Here is a 25,909-nt window from a genome sequence, read left to right on the forward strand (position 1 = left end):
CTGATGCTGCCGGTCAGCGCCTACGCTGACATGGCCGTCCCAGCGGTCATCCCCCGTGCTGCTGGGGCGGCTTCGACGCGATCGGCGTACACCCGGTAGGCCTTCCGTCCGGCCGGTGACGCCCCGTCGGCGGCGAGCGCGGCGCACGCTGCCAGAGCCGCCTGGTGCACACCGAGCGGTGCGGCCACCCGCAGCGAGTAGCCCTGGCCCCGGCGGACGGTCTGCCCAGCGGCGAGCGCGATACGGATCGAGTCGTCGTCAACGACGCGGAGTTGCTCGGCGACCAGGCCCGGCACGTCGATCACCACGACCGGATCGGCGGCTGCAGTCTCGTCGTCGGTGACGCCGTCCTGGCCTTGGTCGTCAAGCAGCGCGGACAGGTCCTCGGGAACCTCGCGGACCCCGGCGTCGTCGAGGACACGCCTGATCGTCTTGGGCGACGTGCCGTACTGCCGTGCGAGCGCCTTCACTGCGGCGCCCTTCTTGTACGCGGCGACGACCTTGGCCGCCTGGTCCTCGCTGAGTGCGGTGGGCCGGCCGATCGTCTTCCCGGCGGCCCTGGCGGCGGCGACGCCTTCCACCGTGTTCTCCGCGATCAGCTCGCGCTGGAACTGCAAGACGCTCGCGAGAACGTTGACGACCATCGTGGTCCCCGAGTCGGTGGCCGCGAGGTCGATCCCGGAGAGCAGCCCGGACTCGACCCGCAGGTGCAGGCCCCGCCGGGCGAGCACGGGGCGAAGAGCCAGGACGTCGGCCACGGACCGGAACAGCCGGGCCGCGTCGGCGATCCGAATGGTGTCGCCGACGGCGGCCTCGTCGAGCAGCCTCTGAAACCCGGGGCGGTCGATGGACAGGATGCGGCTGGAGGTCGCTGGATCCTCGTAGACCGGGGCGCCGGCGGCGAGCAGCGCCGCGAGGGAGTGCCGCTGCCGGGCGTCGGTCTGCTTGTCCGTGGAGTGCCGCAGGTACAGGCGGTCAGCCACGGCCTTCACCGAGCAGGCGCGCGACCATCGGGCCTGCGTGGTGGTTGATCTGCTGCACGACCTCGCGGACGACTTGCTGTGCGTCGTCGGTGAGGCCGCGTCCCCGGGTGTGCCGGGGGAGGGGGAGGTCCCAGTCGGCCGCTGGGATCAGCAGGTTGGCGACGGTGAGCACGGCCGGGCTGCCGGGCTTGAGGACGGGTTCCCACACGCGGCTGTACTTGTCGTCGCGGGTCGAGATGTCGTACCGGGTCGTCCAGTCCTGCCACGGGTAGCTGGGCCGGTGATTGACGTTCAGGTCATCGAACCGGAGCGGTACCGAGACCTTGAAGGCGAGGGAGCCGTCGCCGTCCTCGTTCTCGTTCCAGACAGCCTCGATCGACTGGACGTCGGGGCGGAACACCACGTAGTCGATCAGTACGGGCGGTGTGGCCACGCGCCAGGCAGCCGCGGCGAAGTTCTCGGTCGTCAGGGGTGAGTCGGTGCTGTCGTAGTCGTGGAACTCGTCCAGGCGCTGGCTGAGGTAGACGCCGTAGCGGCTGTGGCCGTCACTGGCGCCGGAGCGGTCGCCGTCCTCGTCGACGCGGACAAGGTCGGTCGGTGCCCATTCCGTCATGGTGATCCCCTCGGGTCGGCCTCGCCGGACTGGCGTCGGCGTCCGTTCGCCACCCTAAGGGGGCGAAATAGGGGGGCGCAATGAGTGTTTGGAATCCATTGGATGGAGGACCGGTTTTCACTCTTTTGGTCGACTTGCCGCATTGGATCGGTTCAGGGGGGCGAATCCGACCGTTTCCGCCCCCCCTGCACATCGGAACGCGGCTTTCCCCCCTGTTGTGTCGACGCAACGACCGCCTCACGGGGCGGCCTGCATCGTTGTGTCGACGCAACGAGCGGTCGCGAGACCTGATCTTGCCGTGAATTGTCAGGGGTGCCTGACGGGCGATCAAGTGTCAGGCTAGCCTGACAACTCACGTTGCCGATGCAGGAGGAAGCCATGTGGGATGACGGCCGCGACGGACGCCGTGAGCACGAGGGTCTGGCCCGCGCCCTGGACCAGAGCGGGGCGCCGGACGGAAGAATCTGGAACGGTCACGCCTGGCAGGAGTGGGACTCCTGGGGTGAGACCGGTTTGGTCACCTTCCCGCTTCACGCCGACGGGCCGACCATGATGCGCGCCGAGTGCCAGTGTGTTTGGCACGGTCCGGCCCGCCAGCTCGACGCGGATCCATCGGTCACCGCAGTCGCGGTGAAGGCCGACTGGGAGCAGCACATCGCTACGGTCACCGCGGCGATGTATCCGGTGGACGTCGCCGACGAGCTGGACGACCTGATGAGTCGGCTGTACGCGCTGACCCAGGAGCGGCCGCTCGCCGCCCTGACCGCGCTGTGTGAGCTGGAGCAGAAGATCGAACCGTTGCGGGTGGTCACCGTCGCCCACGCCCGGCACCTGTCGCTGTCCTGGCAGAAGGTCGCCGACGCGCTCGGCGTCACCCGCCAAAGCGCCTGGGAGAAGTACCAGTTCGCCGGGACCGGAGCGGACGTCGAAGCTGCCTACGCGAAGGCTGCCCCGCCGACGTCCTGACGCTCCGCCCCACGAAGGCGGTCCCGCCCGCACGGGAGTTGCCCTACTGCATTGAGACCGTCCCCCAATCCGCGGGTGCGGCAGGAGCGGCCACGTCCTCGTATGTGGCCCTGTATGCCGCGATGTTGTTGGCGTAGTGCGCCCGGCCCGCATCGGTGACGTGCAGGATTCTCAGGCCGTCCGGGTAGGGATCCGTCTCGTGGAAGCTCCGGTAGGGCCGGAACCAGTGGGGGACCTCGGTGTACGCCGCGAGCGCACCCCCGCGGTACTGGAGCAGCTTCGTGGGCGCCGTGGTGCTGCGGGTGATCTGGGTGACCTGGGCGGGGTTCGTGATCCCGTAGGGCAGCGCGGTCAGCTCTTCCGGGGGCGTACTACCAGGGTGCGTGTCGATCCACTGCTTTCGGACCCAGAGGCGCCGGGCGATGTGGGCGTCGACGATGGCGACCAGGAGCAGGAAGGCCGGTCGGGCGAGGAGGCCGCGGGGCTTTCGAACCTTGTGGTCATCAAGGCTGGTATGCGCGTCTACTGGCAGTTCGTCGGGCACTGGAGCGTCGATGTCGGGCCACAGTTCGGCGTAGCAGCGGACGTGCTGTTCGTAGTGCGTCCGGCCGGCGTCCGTCAGCCTGACCCTGTTCTCCGTCGGGGTGATGAGGAGTCCCGGGTTGAGATGGCTTTCGAACGGCTCAGCTCCGGTCTCGACCCGCTTGGTCTCGACGAGGCGGCCGCCCTTGCGGTCCATCTGCTGCAGGAAAAACAGGGCCTTGTGGGAGGGCGCCCGGTCCTCGTACGGGGTGCCCCGGGGCGCGTAGTCGGGCAGTCCGTGAGGCCCGGCCCGGTACAGGCGGACGAGGTTGGACCACAGCCACTCGGAGAGCATTCCGCGCGGGGCGGTCTTCGGGGCGGTATGGCCGAGGCCCGCGCGAGCGGTGGCGCGTCCGATCGTGGTCAGCTTCACCCTGACGCGGGGCACCATGCCGAGGATGGTGTGCACGAAGTCCTCCATCACCTCGATCAGGCCGCGGCGGCGGAGCGCGGCGAGGGATGATCCGGCGCCCTGGTCATGCTCGTCTTGTCGTTCGAGTGCGTACTGAATTCGTGTACGGCCGACGAGGTCTTTTGAGGCTTTGATGCTGAACGTCTGCCAGCGCCATTCGCTGGCTGGTGGGCCGTGGCCCCAGTCGAATGCGCCGCCCTTCTGGGTCGCCTCCGCGTCCTGGTCCGCGTCATAGATCACCGTGAGATAGATCTGCTGGCGAGGGTTCAGTTCGGCCCATAGTTCTGCGGGTTGGGGACGTGACATCCCAGCACGGTAGCGCTGAGCACTGACACTGCTAGACCTACACCGGAATCTATGGGCGCTGTTCCGTGCCTTGCCGGTCCTCCGATGGCGGGGGCGATCCGGCAAGGTTCTCGGAGAGTGCGGAGGCAGCGGCCGGATAGCCTCGGGGTGTGAGTGCCCACACTGAGGGTGTCGTCGCCCAGGATGACGCCGTGTTGAAGTGCAAGACGTGCAAGACGACGATTGTTCGGCCAGCGCCCTGCCAGTTCGCGCCCTTGTGGGATGAGGGCTGGAGGTGGCTGGGCAGTCTCGGCCTCTACTCCTGCCCGGCGTGCCCGCCCGTCGTTGTGGTCGATGAGAGGGGCGTGCACAAGGTCGGTCCGGGAGCCGACATCCCGCGTGGGTGCTCGGCTCTGGGGGAGACCCCCTTGCTGCGGCCGTAGCTCGCGGGGGAGGGGTACCTCGAGGAACGCCGCTCCGCGACGTGCCTCGTGACACCCCTCCCGTTCCGGCCCCCGCCGAACGCGAAGCGGCTGTGCGGATGCCGTCGCTGTTGCCGCTGGGCGGACCGCACCGTCTTGCGAGATCGCGGGTGTCTCCCTTGACCTGCACAGTGGGGGAGACTGGATGGGAGCCCCGGCGGTGTGCGTGTCCGGCCGATGCTGCCCGCCGCCGGGGCCACTGGCCCTTGCCGCCTTGGGGCGGGGGCGTACGTCACCTGCCCGTCGCTTAACGCGGGGGGACATATCGTCACGGTATGGGGTCGGACGGGCATCCAGTTCGGACCGGGATCGTTCTATTCTTCGTTCGAGGTGCCCGCGTGCACCGTGAAGGAAGGGAGATGCATGACCACGAAGGTGCCCCCGGTGGCCGATGCCGATCCGAGCGTGATGGCCTGCGCGGGCAGTCAGGTGGGTCCGTGCTCGGGATGCGGCCGCAAGACGCATAGGTACGGCTCGGGCGGTTTGCCGCTGTGCTCGTACTGCTTCGCTCCGCAGCAGGAGCGATGGGGCAACACCGTGCGCTTCAAGAGCACTCGGGTCTAGCGAGGGGCAGAGGGCTCCCCCTTGCCGCCGTAGGGCCGCGCGGCGCCACCGGATCAGCCGGCGGCGCGGCCATGGGCGTCGACGGGGGGCGTCAGCGTGCGGAGGCGATCTGCCAGGCCTCCGGCAGCGCGTGCGTTGCCCTCGGTGAGCTGACTGGTTAGTCGGGTCAGCCGAGTTCGTGCGGTGGAGCGAAGTCGGGCGGCGGGAACCCGGTCGAGGACGTCGTGGGCCCGCTGGATCGCGTCTTGAGGAGTGTCGAGGGCTTCGGCTTGCGCGAGGACGAGGGAGGCCGCCGCCCAGCCGGGTGTTCCGGGGACGCAGTCGGCCAGGGAGGCTTCCGCGCGGGCTCGCGCGGCGGGCGCCCGGGCGAGGGCCAGGTAGGCCTCCGCCTGGTGGAGGGCGAGTTCGGCGGCATCGAAGCCGAACCGGCCCGGAGTCTCGGGATCTGCGGCCGCTTCGAGTTCGGTCATTGCCGTGGCGAGCGCCCGGTCTGCGTCGTCGCCCCGGCCGGCGGCCGCGAGGGCGGGCAGCAAGGCCCAGGCGTGGAGTTGGGCTCGGACCCGGCCGGTGGGTGCGGCCGCGACACCGCGTTCCGCGTGGCTGACGGCTGCGTCGAGGCGGCCCGCGCTCCGGGCGACCATGCTCTGTGCTCCCCATGCCCAGGCTTCCAGCCGTCGCTCGCCCAGGCGTGCCCCGTACGCGGCGGCCGTGTCGAGGTGGACGCGGGCCCCGCTCATGTCGTCCAAGTGAAACGCGAGGTTGCCCATCAGGGCGGAGAGCCAGCCGACCTGCCGTCGGACGCCGTCGGTGTCCGGGCCGCCCTTGAGGGCGGGCGTCAGGAGCTTGCGGACATCGCGGACCTGCTCGAACAAGATGTGCGGCGGGTGCTTGCTATAGCCGAGTGCGTAGTGTTCTACGGCCGCTTCGGCCAGGTCGACGACCAGGGGACCGCCCTCGGGGCTGGCGAGGAGCGCGAGGTGCAGGCTCTCGCGGACCGCTGGCAGTCCCGCGTCCGTGGTCATCCTCGGCTCCTGTTCGTGCGGGCTGCGCCCGGCGTCGGCGCTGTGATCTAGACCGTAGCGGACCGGGCCCGGTCCGGACGTGCGCCGGTCCAGGCCGAGTTGCCCGGGGCGTGCGCCGTAGGCCCGGCACAGCATCACGGCGTACTCGCCGTCGGGCCACTCGCCGGGATCGTGCTCCCAGCGGCACAGCATCGCCTCCGTCAGGCCGCGTGCCTGTAGGCCCTGCGCCCGGTAGAGCGCGGCAACCTGCGTGAGGGTCTGGGCCCGTGACCAGCCAAGGGCCAGCCGCCAGGCCTCCAGAGCGGTGACCTCCGGCAGCGCCGTCCGGATCTCGGTGACCGTCCTCTCGACGGTGTGGTGCTCGCGCTGGCAGCGCATCCGCAGCCGCTGCGCCGCACGCTGGATCTCGGCTCGTCGAGCACGGGTGACGGTGGCCATGCGATCCCCCGAAGGCAGGCGCGGACGACACAGGCGGGCGCCCGCCCACGGTAGTCGTTCCGTCGCTCTGCGGACGGTGAACGGCATTGCGGGCAACCCGCAATGTCCCTCCCCCGGCACGGCAATGACGGCACGTCACCGGCCGGGCGAAGGTGATGGAGCGGCCGGAGACCCGGCCGCACTCGCACGATCCAGGAGGACACCATGCCCGCGAACATCACCACGACAGGCAGCGCGGCCGGAGAGCCCGCCGGGCTGCTCCGCGGCCGGCGGGCCATCACCGCCGCCCGCAGCCGCTCGGCCATCCCCTCGGACGGCGGCGGCACCGGCAAGAGCGACGGCAACGACTGACGGACTCCAACAGCGATGAGCGAACTGCGCATCGCGGGGCGCCTGGGCCGGGACTTCCTGGCCCAGGCGCTGCACCGCGACTACCGCCACGTGTCCGGCGCCCTGACTCCCCGTGAGCTGGGCGCTCTGTGTTCTTTCGACGTCCTCAACGACCTGGTCGCCCGCCACCGGCTGGAGCCGCCCAGGCTGCGCCTCGCGCACGACGGGGAGATGCTGCCGCTGCACCGGTACGCGGCCGCGGTGACCACCCGCCGCTCGACGGTGTGGCAACGCGTTCATCCCGCCGAGCTGCACGAGCGTCTCGCGGAAGGCGCCTCCCTGGTGGTCGACCAGGTCGACCACTTGCACGAGCCGATCGGCGACCTGGCCGCCGAACTGGAAGGCTGGCTCCGCTCCTCGGTCCAGGTCAACCTGTACGCGTCCTGGACGGCCACCGAGGGGTTCGGCACCCACTGGGACGACCACGACGTCGTCGTGGTGCAGGTCGAGGGTGCCAAGCGCTGGCGTCTGTTCGGGCCCACCCGGCGGGTCCCGCTGCACCGCGACGTAGCCGACCCCGAGCCGCCGCCCGACGTCCCCGTCGCTGAACTAGTCATGGAGCCCGGCGACGTGCTCTACCTGCCACGCGGGTGGTGGCACGCGGTCACCGCCGACCAGGGCCGCTCCTCGTTGCACCTGACGTGCGGCATCACCCCGCCGCACACCGGGAACCGGCTGCTCGCCTGGCTCGCCGACGAACTCCTGGCGAGCGACACCTTCCGCAGGGACCTGCCGCTGCACGCCGACTCCACCGCACGCGAAGGGTTCCTGGAGACCGTCGGCAAGGAGGTCGCCGCCGCGATGGCAGACCCCACCCTGCTGGACCGGTATGCGGCCGCGCAGGATGCCGCCGACCTGGGCCGTATGCGTCCCTCCCTGCCGTACCTGAACGCCGTTCCGGCCGAGCCGGACACGCTGGTTCGACTGACCTCCGGCCGGGCCCGTATCACCGACGTCGCCGTCGACGGCGAGGACCTGGTGCGCATCCGCGCGGCCGGACAGGAGATCGACGCCGCGGCGTCGGCCGCCCCGTTGTTCCGGCGGCTCCTCCACGTCGGATGGCACCGGCTCGATGACCTCGCGGCTGACGCCGGCGTCACGGTCGCGGACGCGGCTGCCGTGGTCACCGAACTGGTCCGGGCCCAGATGGCGAGCATCCGCAGGGGGGCAGCGTGAACGCCACTCTCGCTCTCGGGACGTACCGGATCCCTGCCGAAACGCTCACCGCCGCCGTCCGGCGCGCGGCCGGCGCCCCCTCCGGCTGGATCGACACCGCCCCCAACTACTGCGGCGGGCGTGCCCACCGGCTCCTTGCTCCCGTCCTTGCCGACCATCCTGGCCTGCCCGTCGCGACCAAGGTCGGATACCTCACCGCGCCCGTGGCCCGGGCCGCCCACGCCGCCGGTGTCCTGCCCTCCGCAGGCCTGCGGCACAGCCTCGCGCCCGCGTACGTGCGCTGGCAGACCGACCGCAGCCGGACCGAACTCGGCCGACCACGGCTGGACGGCATGTTCCTGCACAACCCCGAGCACCACCACGGCGACGACCAGGCCGTGACCGGCATACTCCGCGAGGCCTTCGCCGTGCTGGAGGAGACCGCGCAGGCCGGTGGTATCGCCGGATACGGCGTGGCCACCTGGTCAGGGTTCAGCGACGGGCTGTTCACGGTGCCGATGCTGGACCGGCTCGCGGCCGAGGCGGCCGGAAGCTCCGAGCACCACCTACGTCTTCTGCAGCTGCCCGTCAGCCTGGTGATGGCCACTCACCTGGACGAGGCACTGGACGAGACCGGGCCCATCGCGGCGGCCGCCGAGCGCGGATGGGAGGTCCACGCGTCGGCACCGCTGCACGGTGGGGAGCTTCTGTCACTGGCCACACGCGAGATCGCCGACCTCGTGCGCCCCGACGTTTCGGTGGCGGCCGCGTGCCTGGCGGCCGCCGTGTCGTGCCCGGGCGTCACGAAGGTGCTCCTCGCCACGGGGGAGGCGGCACACTGGGAGGAGGCCCTCGCCGTGACCGGCGGGCCCGCCATCCCTCCCGCGACCCTACGGACGGTCCTCGATGTACTCGCCGCCCCCGTCTGACGACGACCGGCTCCGGATGGAGGCCGCACTGAACCGTGCGGCCTCCACGCTGGGCGCCACCGTGCGAGGACCGCAGGCCTGGGGCTGGCACGGCCGCACCCTGGGACACCGCGCCGACCACCCCGAGCACGGCTCGTGCTGGCTGCGCCTGCTGTCCGTCCCGACCGGCAAGGCCGGAGGGAAGCTGTGGGAGGGCACCGAGAGGGCGGCCGCCGCCTTCCCCGCCGTCCGGAAACCGGCTCTGCACGGCATCTACGACTGGACCGGCGACGGGGCCGCCTACCGCGCGGAACTGACCAGCTTCGTCGACGAGCCGGTGCTGTCACCTGAGCCGGTCCTGCACCGCGAACTCGACCTGCCGGAGGCTTGGTTCGCGACGGTCCGCACCACGCTGACGACGATCGCCGCGACCCCCACCGACCGCACCGCGGTACGGCAGCAGTGGATCGACCGCGCCGTCCCCCAGTTCACCGGCCAGCCCGCCCCGGTCATCGAGCACTGGGACTGTGCGCACGGAGACTTCCACGCCGCCAACCTCACGGCCGGCGCCACCCTGCTCGACTGGGAGGGATGGGGCAGCGCGCCTCGCGGGTACGACGCCGCGATGATCTACGCCTACGCCCAGCTCGCGCCCGGAACCGCCGGACGCATCCGCGAGGAGTTCGCCCCGCTCCTCGATGGGCCCGACGGCCGATCGGCCCTCCTGGTCGTCTGCGCCGAACTCCTCCAATCCGCGTCCCGGGGTGACCACCCCGACCTCACATCTGCGCTCAGGGCCCTGGTCAAGGAGGCGACGGCTGGTCACGTGGACCAGTTCGACGCGGCCGCGCAGCCGCTCACCTGACGCCCTGGTGCGTACTGCGGAGCCTGTCGGTCCTTCGACGTCCGTCAGGCCCTCAAGCGCGCCGACGGGCCGTGCCCCTGGTCCGCGGGCGGGAGCACCGCGTGGTGCTCCCGCCCCGGAGGTCACACGACGCGGCGGACGCAGTCCAGGAGCAGAACCGCGACGGAAGTCGTGACGGCCAATGCCCCGGCTACCAGACCACCCGGCAGCACGCCCCGAATTTTCGGCCGACTGCTGTCCGCGAGGGCCGTTCCTCACCTAAGGGGTACAGGGAGGCCCACCGGGGGCCGCCCGCCCCGCACGGAAGGCCCAACGGCCATGCGTACCCTGCGTATCTTCAAGCTGCTCAATCCCGAGGCGCTCCCGGGCGGTCGCGTCGAGGCGCCGTTCCTCTTCCCCGCCACCGAGCGGCCCGCCGGCGCGATCCTCACCTTTACCGTCGACGGCTCCGACGACGTCGTCCGCGTCCGTGTCCTCGGGTGCCTCGTCGACGACGACGTGCACGGTTCCGTCGAGGCCGCCGAGGTCATCGTCGAGGGCGCCCAGTAGCCCATCTCGTACACGCGCCCGGTCTCCCTCGCGGGGGCCGGGCGCTGTCACGCGCTGGGGCGGAGCTTGCGGGGCGCGGGGCGCGGCATGTCGCCCTGGTTGGCTTCGTCGACGCCCCGGGACGGCTCCATGCTGCTGCCGTGCGCGACGCGGAGGCCGGGCTGCGGCCACGCATACCGGTGGACCGTGACCGTCGTGTCCCCCCGGAGGTCGGCCTCCACCAGGTAGATGACCCTGCCGTCCGCGTAGTTCTGCCGGGCCTGGACTCGCGCGTACCGCCACGCCCCAGACGCCCATACGTACAGCGCCGGACAGTCCACGTTCGGCCAGGTCCACACTTCCGGCTGCGGCCCGTCCTCGGTACGCCACGGGCGGGACTCGGTCGGCTCTTCGATCGTGCTCACACATCGACTGTATGCACGCCCCCGCCGACGCCTCTGCCGGGGCCACAGACGCACGGCGCGTGCAGGGGACTCGAACCGCGTTCGGGGGCGCAGCGCTACCGTGGCGCCATGGAACGCCCCACCTTGGACGACGTGCTGTCCGCCGCGCGGGAGATGCTCGTCATGGCGGCGCGAGACGCCACCGGCGAGGAGCTGGCCGCGCCCATGGTGCGCCTGGGAGGGGGCACCCGCGAGGGGCAGGCCCACGTGAATCTGCTGCTCGCCGAGGCGTTCGCCGGTCTCCTTGACGAGGACTGTCCGACCACGTGGCGCACCCTGGAGGGCGTGCCCGACGTGCAGGCCCTCTACGAGATCGCCCACGATCCGCGTGAGGCGCACCGGTACGTCGCCTTGAAGGCGGCCGACGGGGAGGAACTCTCCCTCGCGGACGCGAAGGCACGGATCGCCCGGCACTCCAGCGCCGTCGACCTCGCGATGGTGTACCTGCGAGTCCGGCACCTCGACCCCGAGCAGCTCCCAGTGTTCGTCGACGATGCGCGGAGGGAAACCCCGCTGATGGTCGACCAGGTGTGGGGCGCCCTGTGGGTCGCGTGCAGCACGGTGCGCGCGATGAACGCGTGGCGGGCCGCAGCGGAGACCGACTGAGTCACCGGAGTCGGGTCACCGTGACCACGGCGTGCCGCGTTGTCCCCGACAGGACCTCCACCATGACGTCGGTGTCGACCGCGTCGTACGGCTCCCCGGCGGTCGTCCACGCCCGCCGTCCGGGCGGAGCCCCTTGGAGGAGCTGCGACACCTGCGCGGCGAGCGGCGCCTTCAAGGCCTGCGACAGCCGGATGCGTCCACCGGAGAGGCGTACGGCGAGATGCCGCGGGCGGGCGGCCGGACCGGTGAACCCGACGACCTTCGCGTCCACAGTCTCCGCGTGCCTCAGCTTGCGCCATTGTCTGGTCCCGCCGCGGTAGGTGGAGGAGCCGACCTTGATGACGAGACCTTCCACGCCTTGGTCCTGGAGGACGTCGTACCAGGTGCGCGCCAGGTCGACGTCCGTCGTGGTCGGCACGGCCTGGATCGGCGGACCGATGCCGTACTCCTCCAGGAGGTGCTCCAGAAGCTCCCTGCGGCGCACGTACGGCCAGCCCCGGGTGTCTCCGTGCTCGGGATGGTGCAACACGTCGAACACGGCGTAGTGCGCGGGGTGAAGCCCGGCGAGGCGACGGGCCCGCGCGGGTGTGGAGTTCGCCCGCGACTGAGCCGCGCCGAAGTCGATGCGGCCGTCGACGTACACGATCCCTTCCCCGTCCAAGATCACCTCGGCGGGGAGCTGCATCCCAGCGACCGCAAGATCCATCCACACCGATGTGACGTCACGGCCGGACCGCGTCTGGAGACGCACCGTCTCCTTGTCGCGCCACATGGCCAGACGGTGGCCGTCCACCTTGATCTCGTAGTGCAGATCGGCCCCGATCGGCAGGGTCTGCACGGCCTGAGCGAGAGCGACGGAGACGGGCCAGTCCACGCCCTCCACCTTGCCGCTCGCCTGGGTCGCCCGCCCGCCGGCATGCGCTGTCCGGCTGATGACCGGAGTCGTCGCTACGTGGGGTGCGCCTGGTTCGACGAGGGCTCCGCCGACTTCGCGGCGGTGGAGCCAGGGACTCATCGCCGTGAACGACGATGGCACCTTGTCCGTCCCGATTCCTGTACCTGAGATCGAGGACATCACCGTCGTGGTCGACGCCTTGGAGCGTGCCTGCGACGCGGAGCGGTCGAAGGGCTGAGGCGCGGAGGTGACGTGACGCGGCGACGGCTCAGATTGCCGCGTCACGTCACCTGTTCGCGACTAGTGGGCGACGGCCCAGATCGTCCAGGCCAGGGCGGCAAGCGCCACCACGGAGCCCATGACGAGCGCTCCCATCGACAGGGCGGCCGGAAGGTTGCCGGTCTTGGTCGGGACGCCGAAGTCGTTCCGTGCCTGGGACAGGACCCAGACCTTTCGGGCTGCCCACCATGGGGCGCCGATGACGGCGGCCGCGGTGAGCAATATGCATGCGAGCACGGCAGTGCTACCTCTTCTCAGGGGTGAGGGGAAACGCAGGGCTGGCCTTCGGGCCGATCGCGGAGAACCGCCGTCCGTCGCTGCGTTCGACGATCTGAGTTGCGGTCTCGGCCTCGCTGCTGTCCGGATCAGCAGCGCGGCATCGGTAACCTAGGAGATTTCGGCCCAAGCTGGTGCGCGGAACGCGAGGGTGACGCGAGGGGGACCTGAGCGGCTGCCGAGAAATACCTGGTGAGGGCCCATGGACCGGCGCAAAATTCACGTCGTGGATGGGACGCGGGTCTTTCCCCTCGAATACGCGAAATCGCCTGCCCTGGAGCAGTCCATGCCGGGAAGAACGCGCTGCTCAATGACCTGATGCTCAGGCATGGAAGCAGAACAAAGCCGAGGTCAGACGACCGTCCGGGGGCCGGCGGTTGTGTAGAGGGTCTTAGCGAAGAGGTACTGGTCGCCAGGCGGTGGGCCGGATTGTGCCGTCGACGTCGGTGAAGTCGATCAATGCTTTGCGGTGATGTTCCGTCGCCGCTCAGTACTCCTGGGTATCGGAGCTGTGTTCAGCGACTTTGGGTCAGGCCGGAGGCGAATCGAAGCCGGTCGCCCGGTGTACTCGCGGGCGTCTACAGCTCGGTCACGTAAGAGGTGCGGGCCGCGGCATGTTGCCGCGGCCCGCACCTTCGCCCAACGTGTGCCCCGCGAGCGCCGCCGACAACCGTTACCTGTGACGGCCGTGTCGGAGTTGCCGCTCGCTCGGTCGGAGCTGGAGTCAGGACGTGGCCGCGAGGGCGTACACGAGGAGCGCGGCCGCGAAGGTCACCGGGATGAGCGCCGCGTACGCCGAGGGCCGACGCGATACAGGCTTCCCCAGCGGGAGCGACAGCCGCCCCGGGGGCGGTGTCGACGCCGACAGGCGCGTGAAGCGCCGGTACGCCCGCACGTTCTGCAGGAGGGCGGCCGGGGCGTGGACCAGCAGACTGAGCGGACCCCACCAGCCTTGTTCCAGCGTCCTGGTGGTCATGCTGCGCACGGTGGAGATGCCGCACTGGCGGCACAGGGGATCAGAGACCGTCCGCGTCCGGCCCCACAGGATCGATCCGGCGTGGACGCTGACCTCCGCCTCGATGACCGGCTCGCTGCCGCAGTAGTAGCAACTGGGCCCGGGCGGCCGTCCGACGGAGTGCCAGGGGATCGAGCTACCCGGCGCCCCTTCGGCGAGCAGGCCGGTGTACCAGGAGGGGGGCTCGTAGACCGGCTCCCACTCCTCCTCGGGACCGGCGGCTGGACTCGTCATGACCCCTGCTCTCGATCGCGGCCGTGCCGTGCGCTGGGCTGCTGGTAGTCGGCCTGGGGGTGGAAGTCGGCGGACCACTCGGGATGGCGGTGCCAGGCGCTGTGCGCCGCCAGACGGAGAATCCAGCCCAGGGCGTCGACACGTAGTTGCATCGCGGCATCGGGCAGGTGGCCCTTGCGGGCCTCCCGCCACTGAGGCAGGACGTCGAGGATCCAGAAAAGCGCTGCACGCTCCGCCCGGCACCCGTTCCGTTCAACCTCGCGCATTCGGGCCGCGATGAATTCGCCGAGCCGCTGGTCGCGCTCGCGCTCCCAGACGTCGTGAGCGGAGGCGAACGCGGCCTCGCGCGCAGGATCGGGCTGGAGGTGATCGGCCTCATCCCTCACCGGGAGTCCACCATCCGGTACTCGGCGGTGATGACCTCCGCCTTGCCGCCGGGGTTCAGCCTGGCCAGGCCCAGGTTCTGGAACTCGTCGACGATCACAACGCGGCCGGTCCTGTCGTAGACGGCCTCACTGTCGCTCGGGTTGATCTTGTAGCTGCCCATGTATGGGGGCTTGAGCATCGTCTCCGCCGTGTGTGAACTCGGGAAGACTGCCAGGACGCTCCCGCCGGCGAGGCGAAGGGCGTACACCTCCGGGTGGACGGGCTGCTTGGCGAAGAACCGCTTCGTGCTGAACCCGCTCATCTTGCCCTTGCCGCGGTCCGCGTAGACCTTGCGGGCGCTCGTCGAAGCCGTAGTCGCAGCGAGCCTGGCCCCGGTCTTCTTGCCGCCGGTCGCGAACAGATCGGAAAGGGCGGCACCGACCTGATTCGGCGCCAGGTCACCGACGGCCTTCGCAGGGTCGGCGGGGGTGACGAAGCCGTCCCGGTCGACGGGGATGGAGGGCAGCGGGTCCTTCTTGTCGGTGTAGAGCGAGGCCACGAGCTTGTACGTCGCGCCGACCTTGTCGAAGACCAGGAAGGCCCGGTCCTTCGAACCGGTCGCGGTCGCCGCCACCGCGAACCAGTGGACACCGCTGCTGGCAGCCGGGATGAAGAACTGGCGGTCGCGGTAGAAGAAGGGGCTGCCGTACTGCTTCCGGTCGGCTGCCGACCAGGTCTTCCACTGCCGGTAGTCCGCCGCCGACTGCAAGTTGACCTGACCTCCCTCCACCGTGGACAGAAGGGAGTTCGAGCGCCGGGCGTTTGACTCGTTATTAACCTTTTCGTACCGGTCTATGGTGGCTTGGGCGTTTTCCCTCGTGACGACCCCTGTGGGGGCTGCTGACTTGCTCGGCTTGGCAGCCGCGTCCTGGTCAGTGGCCCCGGGGTTGCATGCGGACAGGGTGAGCGCTGCGGTGCTCATGCCGAGTGCAAGGGCTGCCATCCGGCGACGGCTGATGGGGGCGGATACGGATCGGGCCATGGTGCTGTGCTCCTCCTGGAACGACGGGTGGGGGGAATCGGGTGGTCGGTGAACCGGGACGGCGAGGAACCGTTCCGGAGGTCAGGCCTGTGTTCGCTGCGCCCGCGCCCGGTGGCGGCCGGGCTGGTGTGCGGGGAGCAGCGCCTCGGTGAACGCGCGGCTGGTCGCGGCCGCGGCCGCCACGGGGTCGGTCGGGTTGGCCTGCATGGATCTGATGACGGCGGAGCCGACGACTACGAGGTCCGCCCATCGCGCTGCGGCGCGGGCCTGCGCGGGCGTGGAGATGCCGATCCCCGCGGCGATCGGCAGACTCGTGAGGCTCTGGAGCTGTGCGATCAGGCCGGGCAGGCGCGGGCTGATCGGCTGCGGGTTGCCGGTCACGCCGTCGGTGGCGGGTGCGTAGACCATGCCGGTCGCCGCGGCGACGATGGCGGCCAGCCGGTCCGGTGCAGTCCGCGCAGAGACCAGCGGGATCGCGGCCAGTCCGGCTGCCCGGGCCGCGTCGAGCCACTCCGCCGCTTCTTCCAGAGGCAGGTCGGGGATGAGGACGCCGGAGATCCCGGCGGCCGCCGCCTGGGCGGCGAAGCGGACCGGGCCGAAAGCGTGCACGGGCTGCCAGTACGTCATGGTCAGGAGCGCGGCGGACGAGCTCGCGGACAGTTCCTCCGCCGCCTCGAACAGGTGCTGCATCAGGAACCCGGCGTCGAGCGCGGTGCGGGAGGCCGCCTGGATGACCGGCCCGTCGAAGTGGCCTTCGAAGGGGACTCCCAGCTCGATCACGTCTGCCGACTGCGCCAGCCGATGCAGGGTGTCCATGCTGGTGATCCGGTCGGGGAACCCGACGGGCACGTAGGTGGCGAGGGCGCACCGCTCCTGCGCCTGCGCGGCCGCGATAGCGCGAGTCAGGCCCTCACCCGCCGGCGTCGTTGACGGCCACCACGGCAGGGCAGACGCCGGAGCGGATCCGGCAGCGGCCTTCACTTCGCCGCCTTCACGTAGAGGCCGTCTGCCTCCAGGTCGCGGATCGCCTCGCAGTCCGCGTCGATGGCGGCGTCGGTGTCCGCGACCAGGGTCAGCCGTCCCGGCGAGGTCAGCAGGTCCACGGTGCGGGTGACGCGGGCGCCGGGCCGCAGGGCGCCGACGTGCCCCTTGACCGTCGGCAGGGCGAGCAGGGTCTCCAGCACCGTCGGGTCGAGCGTGCCGTCGTGCGGCGCGATCAGGGAGACCTTGGTGATGCTGCGGCGAGGGCGCCGCCCGTGGGCGTAGAGCCCGGGCCGACCCTGGATGACGGTGTCGACGGCGTCGCGGACGTGGTCGCTGCCGGTGGCCTCGCGCATCGCGATCGGGTCGTAGGAGCCCTCCGGGCGGGCGCCGGTCTCGATCAGCACCGGTCCTCGTCGCGGCACGTACATGACCTCGGTGTGCGCCGGGCCGTAGCTGATGCCCAGGACGTCGAGGACCTTCGCGGTGTACTGCGCGAGCATGCGTGGGATCAGCTTGGAGGGCTGGAGCATCACGAGGCGGTCGTAGAGGTGACCGGTGGTGCGGTGGTCGGCCCAGATCTCCGTGAACGCGTGCCGGGTGATGCCGCTGCCGGGGGCAGGCGAGGACACCGAGTTGACGACGTACTGGGTGCCGCGCAGCCGCTCCTGCAGTATCAGGAACTCGTTGGTGCCGCCGAGCGCGTTGGGGACCTGGTGCAGCTGGTGCCAGGCGGCCTGGAGCTGCTCGGGGCTGCTGACGAAGGCGACGCCGTCGCTGCCGCCGCTGTCGGCGGGCTTGAGGACGAACTCCGCGCCGCTCTGCATGCTGGCCCAGGCCAGTGCGTTACCCAGGTTGTCCGTGCTGAGGCTGCGGGGAGCTTCGAGGCCCGCGTCGTGGAGCGCGGCCGCCATGGCGCCCTTGTCCCGGCGCAGGTGGGAGGTCTGCGGGTCGTTGCCGGGCAGGCCGAGACGGTGCGCGAGGATCTCCGCGATCGGCACGCCGATCTCCGTCCCGGCGACGATGGCCGTCACCCCGGCCTTCCGCAGCGCAGCAGACGTCGCCTGCATGTCACCGTTGTGGACGACGACCTGGCGGTAGCCGTCAGGGTCGAGAGCGCCCCGGTACATGGGCGGCAGCAGAGCATCGGAGGGCCTCACCGCGATGCAGTCCCACCCCCGGGCCACGATCTCTGACAGGTAGTGCTTGCCGGTGCCGTAGGGGGCGACGACGGCGAGGACCCCGTGCGTCGAGTGAGTTCCAGCAGGGGTCTCGACACCTGCGGTGGTGATCGTGGGGACGGTCATCATGTGCTCCAGGTCGGTGAGGTAGGGGCGGACGCGAGTGGGTCCGGTCAGCGCACGCATGCGGTGGTCCGGGGTGCGCCCGGTCCGTATGGGACGGCGGGTGCGGGCAACTTGGGCGGCCGCGCGGCGGCCGGCGGGAGGGGCTCGGTGCTGCCGACGGCGTGCGGTGCGACCGCCGCGGCGTCCTCGGTCTGGTGGGTGCTGGGCGGGTTCATCGGACTCCTCCGGAGGTGGAGCGGGCGGGCGCGGGCGGAAGGCCGTCCGCGATGCGCAAGTGGCGGTGAGCGGCGACCAGGACGAGGGCCCCGAGTCCGGCCCCGGCGGCGAGCAGGGACGCGCCGGGCAGGAGGCCCGCGCCTGCAGCCCCGGCCGCGCAGCCGACATCGAGGGCGGCGACGAGCAGGGCCTGGGCTTCGGTAGCGGTGCCGTGCGGCGCCAGTTCGGCGACGACGGTGAATCCGGCGCTCAGGAGCGGCGCCATCAGCAGGCCGGGCAGGGCGGCCGCCGTGAGCACCGTCGCCGGGGTGGCCGCCAGCGTCATCGGTAGCCAGCTCAAGGCGAACGCGACGGTCAGGACGAGGAGATGCAGGCTGGCCGCCCCGGCCCAAAGGCGCGCTCCGTACAGGAGTCCGCCGATCAGGGCGCCGAGCGACAGGGCGGCAGGCAGGGCCCCGGCGAGCCAGGGAGCGTCAAGGGCGTCGCCGGACTGCGCCGCGAGGGGGGTGATGGCACCCATCGGGACGCCGACGCCGACCATCGCCGCGTACAGGACGGCCAGCCGGGAGGACCTCAGCGGGCCGAGCCAGTCGGGCGTACGGTGCTCCGCCGTCCAGGTGCGCGAGGGCCGGGCGGTGACCACCAAGGCCGTACCGGCACTTCCGAGGAGAGCCGTCGCCAGCAGCGCCCAGGACGAGGACGACGTGAGGGTGATCGCTGCCACGAGCAGCGGGCCGAGCACGTAGATCAACTCTTGGCTTGCCGCGTCCAGGGACAGTGCGGTGCGCCGGTGCTGGGGGGAGGGCATGACGTGGTCCGACCCGAGGATCGCGCGCAGCCCCGCTTCCAGCGGGGGCTTGGCTCCTCCCGCGACGGCAACGGCGGCCGCGGCGTAGGTGAGGTGGTGGGAGCCCGGCACCAGGGCGAGGAGGGCGGCACTGCTCAAGGCGGCGGCCGCGGAGAACGGAGCGGTCTGTCCGTACCGGTCGACGAGGCGGCCGATCAGCGGGCCGCCGACCGCGCTCGACAGCAGATACAGGGCGGCCAGCGCTGCACTCACCGCGAGGCCGAGGCTGCGGGTGCTGAGCAGGATCGCGAGGGGCGCGGTGCCGCAGGGCAGGCGTCCGATGATCGTCCCGGCCAGCAGCCGCGCGGCGTAGGGCATGCGGAGGACGTCGCCGTACGTCGCCTGCGGCCCGGCCGGCACGCGAGCGGACGGGGTGGCGCTCTCCAGGAGAGTCACGATCACTCCTGACCGGGTCGGGCCGGTGGCGCGAGCTGCTGCACGGGCGCTCCAAGGGAGGCGGAGGAAGGAGGGGAGGGGCCGCGTGATCCGGCGGGCCGGTGGCGGCCAGATGAGGGGCGGCCAGCCGGTCAGGGGCCCGGAGTTGGGCCCCTGACCGCGCGGGTCAGACCTGGAATTCGTGCGCTGCGCTGCACTTCACGGGCTTGGAACTGCCCTTTTGCACGCAGACGCGGATCTTCTTGGTGGCGCCCTCGAAGAGGGGGCTCGGGGTCTCGGACGTGCACGCGCCGTCGTTGTGGCTGTCGGTGGCGACGGAGTACCAAGTGCCGGTGGCGCGCGTGATCTGCACGACCGCCTTGTAGCCGTCGGTCTTGATGTCGCAGGCCGTGGCCCGCTGTGAGACGTGGTTGTAGTAGCCCGAGGCACCGTGCCCGCTGGAGTACCACCAGCCGGAGCTTGCGTCGGCCGGCGCGGAGAGGGCGGCGACGGCAACGGCGCCGCCTACGAGGGCGGGCAGCGCGCGCTGGGTAAGACGGGTGATGGACATGGGTGTTGCTCCGCTCGGTTCAGTGGGTGGTGGGGAAGGCCTGCGCGGGGCGGGTTCTGCGCAGGAGCAGTCCCAGGGGCAGGCAGACCGCGGCGCCGAGGACGCCGCAGGCGAAGGTGGTGGCGCCGACGAGGCCGGGCCCTCCGTGGGTGAGTGACCAACCGGCAAGCGCGGGAGCGCAGATGATGGCGGTGGCGAGCGTCGTGCCCCAGATCCCGGCGTAGAGGCCGCGGGCGTGGGGCGGGGTGATGCGGTCGAGGACGGCGGTCGCCGCGACGAACGCCACGATCTCGCCGGGCACGGCGGCCGCCGCCGCCGCGGTGTACTCGACGGTGCTGGTCGCGAGGCCTGCCGAGCCGATTCCGGCGCCCAGGACCAGAGAGCTGACCGCGAGGAGCCGCACCATCGACGTGCCGCCGCGCGTCTTGCGGGCGAGCCACCGGTTGAGGGGCATGGTCAGGAGCAGGACGGCGACCGCGCTCGCGACCTGGGTCCGTCCGTAGTCGCTGGCGGGCAGGCCCTGGCGCTCCATGAGCAGCGGCATGATGCTGAAAAGACCGGCGATCGGGATGAAGGTCGCGGTGCTGGCCAGCCAGAGCAGCCACAGCCGGACATCACGCCGGGCTGATCGGTGGCTGACGGCGGACTGCGCCTGCAGCGCTCGCGCAGGCGCCGGGCGGTCCGGCCGCATGAACCGAGCGGCGATCAGAGCGAAGGCTCCGCAGGCCGCCGCGTTGATCCAGAAGAGGACGGGGAGCCCGGCCCTGTCGGCGAGGAGGCCGCCGCTCGCCCCCGTGACGGCAGCGCCGACGTTGATCGCGAAATGCCTCCAGCCGGTGATGCTCGCGCGGCGCGCATCGTCGGCCACGTCGTCGGCGACCACGGCGGAGATCACCGGACGGGGAGCGTCGTAGACCATGCCCGCGAGGACTGCGGCGACGCCGACGGTGAACGCACTGGTCGCCTGAGCAAGTAGGGGAAGCGTCACGGCAGCGAGGGCCATCGCGCCGACCAGTGTGGAGCGGCGGCCGATGGCATCGGCCAGACGTCCCCAGACGATCTGCCCGGCGAGCCAGCCCAGGCCGAACAGGGCGAGGATCCCGCTGACACCGGTGGTTGAAAAGCCGAGGTCAGAGAGCCGGTAGGAGAGGAACGGATAGCTGAACCCGGCAGCGCGCACGGCGCCTGCACCGACGATCAGCATCCAGATGTGAGCGGTGCCCCGGCGGGTGACCGGGCCTGCTGACTGTTCGGCAACAGGGGGGAAGGCAGGAAGAGTTACGGACACGGCTGTTCCTCGCGTCAAGGAAGAAGCCACGGCATCCGAAGAGCCCGACGTGAGGCTCTGGAGGTCGTGAAAGAGGCCGGTCGGGGTGCCGCCGGAAGACGGCGGCACCCCGCGGGGCCGAGGGCCGCAGGCTTGTGGCAAAGCCCGGGCGCGAAGCCGGCGAACGGCTTGTGCTCGGCCGGAGGGCCCAGTCAGGCAGGAGGCAGGTTCCTGTGACCAGGCGGTAGGAAAGGCGTTAGGGCTGGCGCGGTGGGCGCCCGGCACGCGTGGCCGGGGCGCCGGCGAAGGAATGCGCGGCAGCCGAGGCGGCGTCAGTCTGCGTGGTGCGTCGCGGAAGGCGACGGCGGAGATCGGGCACAGCATCCTCCTGTGAGGTGCTGGGGCGCTCCGACGCAGGGCTGTCAGCCGGTACCGGTTCCCCCTTTGTGGCAGGTATCCGGTGGCCTATCCTGTCCGGCGGCGTGTTCGAGCACGCCGCATGAGCACCCCAGGGCGAATGGATTGGTCTCTGGTGGTGCGCTGCTCGCGGCGGTCGTTTCCCTGCGTCAACAGGGAGGCGGCCGCCGTACTCGTGTCGGGCGGTCCCGCGCCTCACGAGGAGTCGCGCAGGGTCGTTGCCTGCGTCAACAGGAACGACGGACCGCGGTGGTGCTGTGGTGCTGGCTGCGTGTGTCGCGAGCCGTGCTGCGCGTCCGGAGCGGGGCTCCGTCGAGGCGGCGGGAAGCGGCCGGGTGGCCCCTTGGTCTCCTACGGGCGGGTTGAGGGATGAGCCCTGAATGCGAATGGATCCCGCTCCGCGTCGCGTGCCGCTTCTCCACCGTTGCCGATGGGTCGGCGTCCGTTGGCGAATCGCTGCCTCGGCTCAGCCGGGGCGCAACGGTGCTGGCGTTGTGGGCGGATATGACCCGCATTCATGACTTCCCCCTGTGCTTTAGAGACCAGTTCGGCTCATCGAGACCGATGAGTCCTCGAATATCAGCGAACTCTTGCCGCTTTATGGCGGTGATCGCCCACAATGTCCGAGTCTTCTTAGTCCTTCGCGGGACCACCTGGTCTACCGTTTCGGCGCCAAGCATGGAACCCTAAGTGCGGACACGTCAAGCGATCAGTGACCACGTCGCTACAGGGAGGTCCGGGTTGATACCGGTTGGCAGCGAATCGCACGCTCCAGATAGCCGGGCGCCTGGCGCCGCTCGATCGACCGCGTGACGCACTGCCGGACGTGCTCGCCGTGTTCTCGCCTCTCGCGCTGGAGGACTGCCTGCACGGCGGGCCGGATCGCGCGTGGAGCCTCCGCGAGTGGAGTGTGCGGCCGGCCGGAAGAACGGGTCAGCCCGCGCAGCACAGACAAAACATGCCATTACTGCCGTGGAGGAAAGATGCCCCCAGACACCAACTGTGGCCTGCCGGAATCCATGAGCTGGTCGGGCGAGCTGCTCTCCGGATACCGTGTGTGCCCAGTGGGCTGCGAAGCCCTGGAAGTCTTTGAAGAGAAAACCTCGGGTGAGATCACCGTGGATGCCAAATGTGTCGAATGCGGAGGGCCGCTAGAGAACGTCGTCACGCGCGCTCGATACTTCGTCTAGGTGATCTCGGCGCGCCGTTCCGCATGAATGTGACGCTTGTGTCCAGTCGTCGCGGAGGCCGCCGAACATGTGAAAGAGAGATTCTCCGTGTCCGACCCGACCCCCCAGGTCGATCCCGATTCTCCGAAGCCGCGCAAAGTTCAGCAGCGAACAATCGACAACAAGGTGCGCATCGTCGATGCCGCCGCTGTTGAATTCATTGCAAAAGGTTACGCCGGAACGTCGGTCAGCGACATCATTGTGCGAGCCTTCTCGAACAAGAATTTCTTTTACAGTCACTTCCCGGGTGGGAAGCCAGACGTGGCCAAAGAAATTATGTTCATGACGACGTTCGACGGGCAGCAGGATCCACCCCACCCGTTGATGGCCCAACAGATCTATGACATTGCAATGATCCTGGCCTACCGGGCACGGACCGAGGCGCGCATTCTCGCCGCGCTCAAGCTCTCATTCGAGCAAGCCGCGATTGAAGAGTACGGAACGCCTTGGCCGGACTGGGTTGTGTTCAATACGCAGCAGATCAAGGAAGCTCAGAAGAGGGGCGAAATCAGGCCTCACCTTGTCGCTGAGGATGAGGCGCGCCAACTGCCAGGCCTTTGGGCCGGACTGATTCTTACGACCGGTTCCATTGACGGCGGATATGAAAACGTGGAGCGGTACGTGTCGCACGGGTACCGGAACACCATGAAGGCGTGGGCCTTTCCGGAAGTCGTCGCGGACATCGATTTCTCGGTGAATCGCGGAGAAATGCTCTACAAGAAGTTCCTTGAAGAGCAGGAGCGGTCCTCATGAGGACGCGTTCGGGGATGATGGATCTGCTCGCGATTTGACGGAGTGCACGCAGGGCTTTGTCGAGGCGGCGACTCGCGCACTGCGCATACGTGGTCCCGCCGATAACGTCTCCACTCACCTAAGGCGCGTCCTGGCCACCGGTCGGGGCGCGCCTTCCGCTTGCTTTCGGTGCCGGGTCCGTCCACCGGTTCCCTGGCTGCGCTCTTAGCGTAGATAAAACGTGATTCGCACGACAGCCGCGACGGCCCCCCATGCGCATGAACGTTCAACCATGGGGGTATGCACGGACCGCAAATCACGTCGGATCTCGCGATAAGAGGACGAATTGAATTCCGTCGCCATGACCCCGCATGCTCGCCGACGTAAAATCGTTTCGCTCTTTTCCAGGCTGCGTAAAAGCGCGGGGCAGGTGAATCCGATTCCCATCTATGACGAGCTACGGGGGATGGGGGAGGTGATCTCTGCGCCGTGGGGCGGGTTGCTGGTGAACTCCTATGGCCTGGCCCATCAGATTCTCCGGGACAAGCGATGGGCCGTCCCGGACCGCACCTGGCGCAGTCGGCAGGCCGCCGTCACCCGCTGGGACTCACCCGCTTCCCGGCAGATGAGTCATACGCTGCCGCTCCTGAATCCCCCGGATCACACTCACCTGCGCAGACCGCTGGGCGCCGTCTTCGACCGGAACACGCTGGCCGAGCTGCATCGCGCGGCGGAGGAAATGGTCGAGGTCCTCCTGGACGAGTTCACCCAGCGATTGCAGGAGGGGTCGGCGGACTTCGTCGCGATGGTCAGCGAGAAGCTCCCCGTCATGATCATCGGAAAATGGATGGGGCTCCCTCCTGCCGATCATGAACTTCTGTGGGAGCTGACCCACGACCAGGTCTACACGCAGGAACTCTTTCCCACTGCCAGCGAGATCGCGATATCTGACGCGGCGACGGCCCGTCTGCAGGTCTACTTCGCGGACCTCATCCAGGACCGTCGCAGGACGCCCGGGGACGATCCGGTCTCGGTGTGGATCCGAACCTGGGACGACTTGGAGGGCGACCCCGCCCGCACGGACACCGTCGTCCACTCGCTCGCCCTATTCATGATCTTGGCCGCCCTGGAGACCACGTCGCATCTGATCGCCAATACCCTGCGGCTTCTGCTTGAGCACCCCGACCAGTTGGATCTCCTACGGCAAGATCCCGAACTCATCCCGGACGCCGTGGAGGAAACCCTCCGCTACGACGCACCGATACACGTGATCACTCGCGTGGCGGTCGCAGACACCGACCTGGGCGGCGTTCCCATTTCCGCGGGCGAGACGGTCCAGCTCCTGATCGGCGCAGCCCATCACGATCCGGTTCGCTTCACTGACCCTCACCGGTTCGACGTGCGGCGCCGGCGAGGTCGAGGCCAGTCCGGTCATGCATCCCGTTCGCCCTCTCACCTCGCCTTCGGCGCAGGCATCCACTACTGCCTGGGCAACGTCCTTGCCCGGCTGGAGGCAGCGGCCCTCTTGGGCGCGCTTCTCAGTCGACCCATCCGGCTGCGGCTGAGCGCTCCCGCCGAGTGGGCGCCCCGAGTTGCCTTCCGGCGCATTACCTCCCTGCCCCTCACCCTTGCCTGAACCTGTCACGACCCGAGATGTAGGCGCCATGATCAACGACTTCAAGACACTCCGCGTGACCGATGAAGGTCGCATCCTCCGTGTGCAACTGAGCCGACCCGAGGCGGGCAACTCGATATCGGGAGACATGCTCTCGGAACTCCTGGAGCTGCTCCGGGCGCTGGAGGACAGTGCCACGGTGCGCGTGATGGTGCTGTCCGGGGCGGGGAGCGACTTCTGTACCGGTGGTGACCGTTCGGAACTCTCGACACTCCTGGAGCAGGACCCCTCCGGGGGCTCGCTGCGGGCCCTGGCTGCTCGGGCGCACCGGGTGTGTGCGGCCCTCGCGCAGGCGGAGATTGTGACCATTGCGCAGCTGCACGGCGCCGTGATCGGCGCCGGGCTGGGGCTCGCCGTCTTCTGTGATCTGCGTATCGGGGCGGACACGTGCCGGTTCCGGATGCCGGAGATCGGCCTCCGTGTCCCGCCGGCGTGGGGCGGCGTTCTGCCACGCCTCGTGGAGGAGGCCGGACGGGCCCAGGTGCGCAGGCTGCTGCTGACGTCCGAGACGTTCGGCGCCGCCAGGGCGGAGCAACTCGCCATCCTCCACGAGGTCGTCCCGGCCGGAAGTCTTGAGGCTGCAGTCGACGATGCCGCCCGGCTGATAGCGCGTCGTGACCCGGCAACCGTGCGGATCGCCAAGCGGATGCTTGCCGCCGACGCGCAGGGCTCCTCCGGTCTCCTGGACGAGGAGTTGCTGACAGCGGCGGTCTCCCGTCAAGGGCTCCGGCCGCGAAGGATGTGAGGCACAACGTGGAGTGAGGCTGCCCGAAACGGGCCGGACCACCATGGGGCTCCAAGGCCCAGGCGCCCCCAGATCTGCGATCCGGCCAGGAGTCATAGTTCACGCCAACCACTCCCGTTCGTTGTGTCGACACAACGAAACCCCGGTAAGCTGCCGGCGGTTGTTGTTTCGACACAA

Annotated in this window: 26 protein-coding genes; 11 read left to right on the top strand and 15 right to left on the bottom strand. The window is 70.0% G+C overall.

The features are described 5' to 3' along the window. Window positions 1–20 precede the first annotated feature (20 nt). Window positions 21–983: a recombinase family protein gene (locus tag ACFY3I_RS39915; RefSeq protein ID WP_390865844.1), complete on the bottom strand. Its 963-nt coding sequence runs from the start codon at window positions 981–983 to the stop codon at window positions 21–23. Continuing rightward, window positions 976–1,596 carry a hypothetical protein gene (locus tag ACFY3I_RS39920; RefSeq protein WP_390865845.1) on the bottom strand — a complete coding sequence of 207 codons (621 nt, stop codon included), beginning with the start codon at window positions 1,594–1,596 and terminating at the stop codon, window positions 976–978. Before ACFY3I_RS39920 ends, ACFY3I_RS39915 begins: the two co-directional genes overlap by 8 nt. A 378-nt stretch (window positions 1,597–1,974) precedes the next feature. On the opposite strand from ACFY3I_RS39920, the gene ACFY3I_RS39925 reads away from it, so the two are divergent. After that, on the top strand, window positions 1,975–2,562 hold the full coding sequence (locus ACFY3I_RS39925; RefSeq protein ID WP_390865846.1) for a hypothetical protein: 588 nt from the start codon (window positions 1,975–1,977) through the stop codon (window positions 2,560–2,562). A gap of 43 nt (window positions 2,563–2,605) precedes the next feature. Here the strand turns inward: ACFY3I_RS39925 and ACFY3I_RS39930 are convergent, their stop codons facing one another. Continuing rightward, on the bottom strand, window positions 2,606–3,796 hold the full coding sequence (locus tag ACFY3I_RS39930) for a hypothetical protein (RefSeq protein ID WP_390865847.1): 1,191 nt from the start codon (window positions 3,794–3,796) through the stop codon (window positions 2,606–2,608). Between the two features lie 890 nt (window positions 3,797–4,686). On the opposite strand from ACFY3I_RS39930, the gene ACFY3I_RS39935 reads away from it, so the two are divergent. Further along, window positions 4,687–4,887 (top strand): hypothetical protein, encoded by a 201-nt coding sequence (locus ACFY3I_RS39935; RefSeq protein ID WP_390865848.1) that lies wholly within the window; start codon window positions 4,687–4,689, stop codon window positions 4,885–4,887. 53 nt (window positions 4,888–4,940) lie between these two features. On the opposite strand, the gene ACFY3I_RS39940 is transcribed toward ACFY3I_RS39935, so the two are convergent. Further along, on the bottom strand, window positions 4,941–6,347 hold the full coding sequence (locus tag ACFY3I_RS39940) for a Twin-arginine translocation pathway signal (RefSeq protein ID WP_390865849.1): 1,407 nt from the start codon (window positions 6,345–6,347) through the stop codon (window positions 4,941–4,943). A 204-nt stretch (window positions 6,348–6,551) separates the two neighbouring features. Between ACFY3I_RS39940 and ACFY3I_RS39945 the strand changes: the two genes are divergently transcribed. The 5 genes from ACFY3I_RS39945 to ACFY3I_RS39965 all read left to right on the top strand — a co-directional run bounded on the left by ACFY3I_RS39945 (window position 6,552) and on the right by ACFY3I_RS39965 (window position 10,214). Next, entirely contained in the window at window positions 6,552–6,698 is a 147-nt protein-coding gene (locus tag ACFY3I_RS39945; protein ID WP_388654269.1) for a hypothetical protein, read from the top strand. A gap of 15 nt (window positions 6,699–6,713) precedes the next feature. Next, on the top strand, window positions 6,714–7,913 hold the full coding sequence (locus tag ACFY3I_RS39950) for a JmjC domain-containing protein (protein WP_390865850.1): 1,200 nt from the start codon (window positions 6,714–6,716) through the stop codon (window positions 7,911–7,913). Next, window positions 7,910–8,821 carry an aldo/keto reductase gene (locus tag ACFY3I_RS39955; protein WP_390865851.1) on the top strand — a complete coding sequence of 304 codons (912 nt, stop codon included), beginning with the start codon at window positions 7,910–7,912 and terminating at the stop codon, window positions 8,819–8,821. Before ACFY3I_RS39950 ends, ACFY3I_RS39955 begins: the two co-directional genes overlap by 4 nt. Before the next feature lie 16 nt (window positions 8,822–8,837). Then, entirely contained in the window at window positions 8,838–9,665 is an 828-nt protein-coding gene (locus ACFY3I_RS39960; RefSeq protein WP_390865852.1) for a hypothetical protein, read from the top strand. Window positions 9,666–9,983: 318 nt separating this feature from the next. Next, a complete protein-coding gene (locus ACFY3I_RS39965; protein ID WP_390865853.1) occupies window positions 9,984–10,214 on the top strand; it encodes a hypothetical protein in 231 nt (76 codons plus the stop codon). A gap of 47 nt (window positions 10,215–10,261) precedes the next feature. Here the strand turns inward: ACFY3I_RS39965 and ACFY3I_RS39970 are convergent, their stop codons facing one another. Next, window positions 10,262–10,618 carry a hypothetical protein gene (locus ACFY3I_RS39970; RefSeq protein ID WP_390865854.1) on the bottom strand — a complete coding sequence of 119 codons (357 nt, stop codon included), beginning with the start codon at window positions 10,616–10,618 and terminating at the stop codon, window positions 10,262–10,264. 108 nt (window positions 10,619–10,726) lie between these two features. On the opposite strand from ACFY3I_RS39970, the gene ACFY3I_RS39975 reads away from it, so the two are divergent. Continuing rightward, window positions 10,727–11,263 carry a hypothetical protein gene (locus tag ACFY3I_RS39975; RefSeq protein WP_390865855.1) on the top strand — a complete coding sequence of 179 codons (537 nt, stop codon included), beginning with the start codon at window positions 10,727–10,729 and terminating at the stop codon, window positions 11,261–11,263. Between the two features lies 1 nt (window position 11,264). Here the strand turns inward: ACFY3I_RS39975 and ACFY3I_RS39980 are convergent, their stop codons facing one another. From ACFY3I_RS39980 to ACFY3I_RS40025, 10 genes are all read right to left on the bottom strand, one after another. Then, a complete protein-coding gene (locus ACFY3I_RS39980; protein WP_390865856.1) occupies window positions 11,265–12,137 on the bottom strand; it encodes an RNA ligase family protein in 873 nt (290 codons plus the stop codon). Between the two features lie 321 nt (window positions 12,138–12,458). After that, a complete protein-coding gene (locus ACFY3I_RS39985; RefSeq protein WP_390865857.1) occupies window positions 12,459–12,674 on the bottom strand; it encodes a hypothetical protein in 216 nt (71 codons plus the stop codon). A gap of 763 nt (window positions 12,675–13,437) precedes the next feature. Next, window positions 13,438–13,962 (bottom strand): hypothetical protein, encoded by a 525-nt coding sequence (locus tag ACFY3I_RS39990; protein WP_390865858.1) that lies wholly within the window; start codon window positions 13,960–13,962, stop codon window positions 13,438–13,440. Next, complete coding sequence (locus ACFY3I_RS39995; protein ID WP_390865859.1) at window positions 13,959–14,348, bottom strand: hypothetical protein; 390 nt, start codon at window positions 14,346–14,348, stop codon at window positions 13,959–13,961. The genes ACFY3I_RS39990 and ACFY3I_RS39995 overlap by 4 nt, the downstream gene beginning before the upstream one ends. Next, on the bottom strand, window positions 14,345–15,097 hold the full coding sequence (locus tag ACFY3I_RS40000) for a hypothetical protein (RefSeq protein WP_390865860.1): 753 nt from the start codon (window positions 15,095–15,097) through the stop codon (window positions 14,345–14,347). The genes ACFY3I_RS39995 and ACFY3I_RS40000 overlap by 4 nt, the downstream gene beginning before the upstream one ends. A gap of 354 nt (window positions 15,098–15,451) precedes the next feature. Beyond that, the gene (gene trpA / locus ACFY3I_RS40005; protein WP_390865861.1) at window positions 15,452–16,351 is read right to left on the bottom strand and encodes a tryptophan synthase subunit alpha; all 900 of its coding nucleotides are present in this window, start codon (window positions 16,349–16,351) and stop codon (window positions 15,452–15,454) included. After that, on the bottom strand, window positions 16,348–17,718 hold the full coding sequence (locus ACFY3I_RS40010) for a hypothetical protein (RefSeq protein WP_390865862.1): 1,371 nt from the start codon (window positions 17,716–17,718) through the stop codon (window positions 16,348–16,350). The genes trpA and ACFY3I_RS40010 overlap by 4 nt, the downstream gene beginning before the upstream one ends. A 151-nt stretch (window positions 17,719–17,869) precedes the next feature. Then, on the bottom strand, window positions 17,870–19,117 hold the full coding sequence (locus ACFY3I_RS40015) for an MFS transporter (RefSeq protein WP_390865863.1): 1,248 nt from the start codon (window positions 19,115–19,117) through the stop codon (window positions 17,870–17,872). Window positions 19,118–19,283: 166 nt separating this feature from the next. Further along, window positions 19,284–19,667, bottom strand: coding sequence for a hypothetical protein (locus tag ACFY3I_RS40020; RefSeq protein WP_390865864.1), 384 nt, complete (start codon window positions 19,665–19,667; stop codon window positions 19,284–19,286). Between the two features lie 19 nt (window positions 19,668–19,686). Then, on the bottom strand, window positions 19,687–20,871 hold the full coding sequence (locus tag ACFY3I_RS40025) for an MFS transporter (protein ID WP_390865865.1): 1,185 nt from the start codon (window positions 20,869–20,871) through the stop codon (window positions 19,687–19,689). Between the two features lie 1,757 nt (window positions 20,872–22,628). On the opposite strand from ACFY3I_RS40025, the gene ACFY3I_RS40030 reads away from it, so the two are divergent. The 3 genes from ACFY3I_RS40030 to ACFY3I_RS40040 all read left to right on the top strand — a co-directional run bounded on the left by ACFY3I_RS40030 (window position 22,629) and on the right by ACFY3I_RS40040 (window position 25,732). Further along, window positions 22,629–23,333 carry a TetR family transcriptional regulator gene (locus ACFY3I_RS40030; RefSeq protein ID WP_390865866.1) on the top strand — a complete coding sequence of 235 codons (705 nt, stop codon included), beginning with the start codon at window positions 22,629–22,631 and terminating at the stop codon, window positions 23,331–23,333. A gap of 325 nt (window positions 23,334–23,658) precedes the next feature. Further along, a complete protein-coding gene (locus tag ACFY3I_RS40035) occupies window positions 23,659–24,948 on the top strand; it encodes a cytochrome P450 (protein ID WP_390865867.1) in 1,290 nt (429 codons plus the stop codon). A 28-nt stretch (window positions 24,949–24,976) separates the two neighbouring features. Further along, the gene (locus tag ACFY3I_RS40040; RefSeq protein ID WP_390865868.1) at window positions 24,977–25,732 is read left to right on the top strand and encodes an enoyl-CoA hydratase/isomerase family protein; all 756 of its coding nucleotides are present in this window, start codon (window positions 24,977–24,979) and stop codon (window positions 25,730–25,732) included. The last annotated feature ends 177 nt before the right edge of the window (window positions 25,733–25,909 follow it).

It is taken from the genome of Streptomyces sp. NPDC001068 (assembly GCF_042897315.1).
GTDB lineage: Bacteria > Actinomycetota > Actinomycetes > Streptomycetales > Streptomycetaceae > Streptomyces.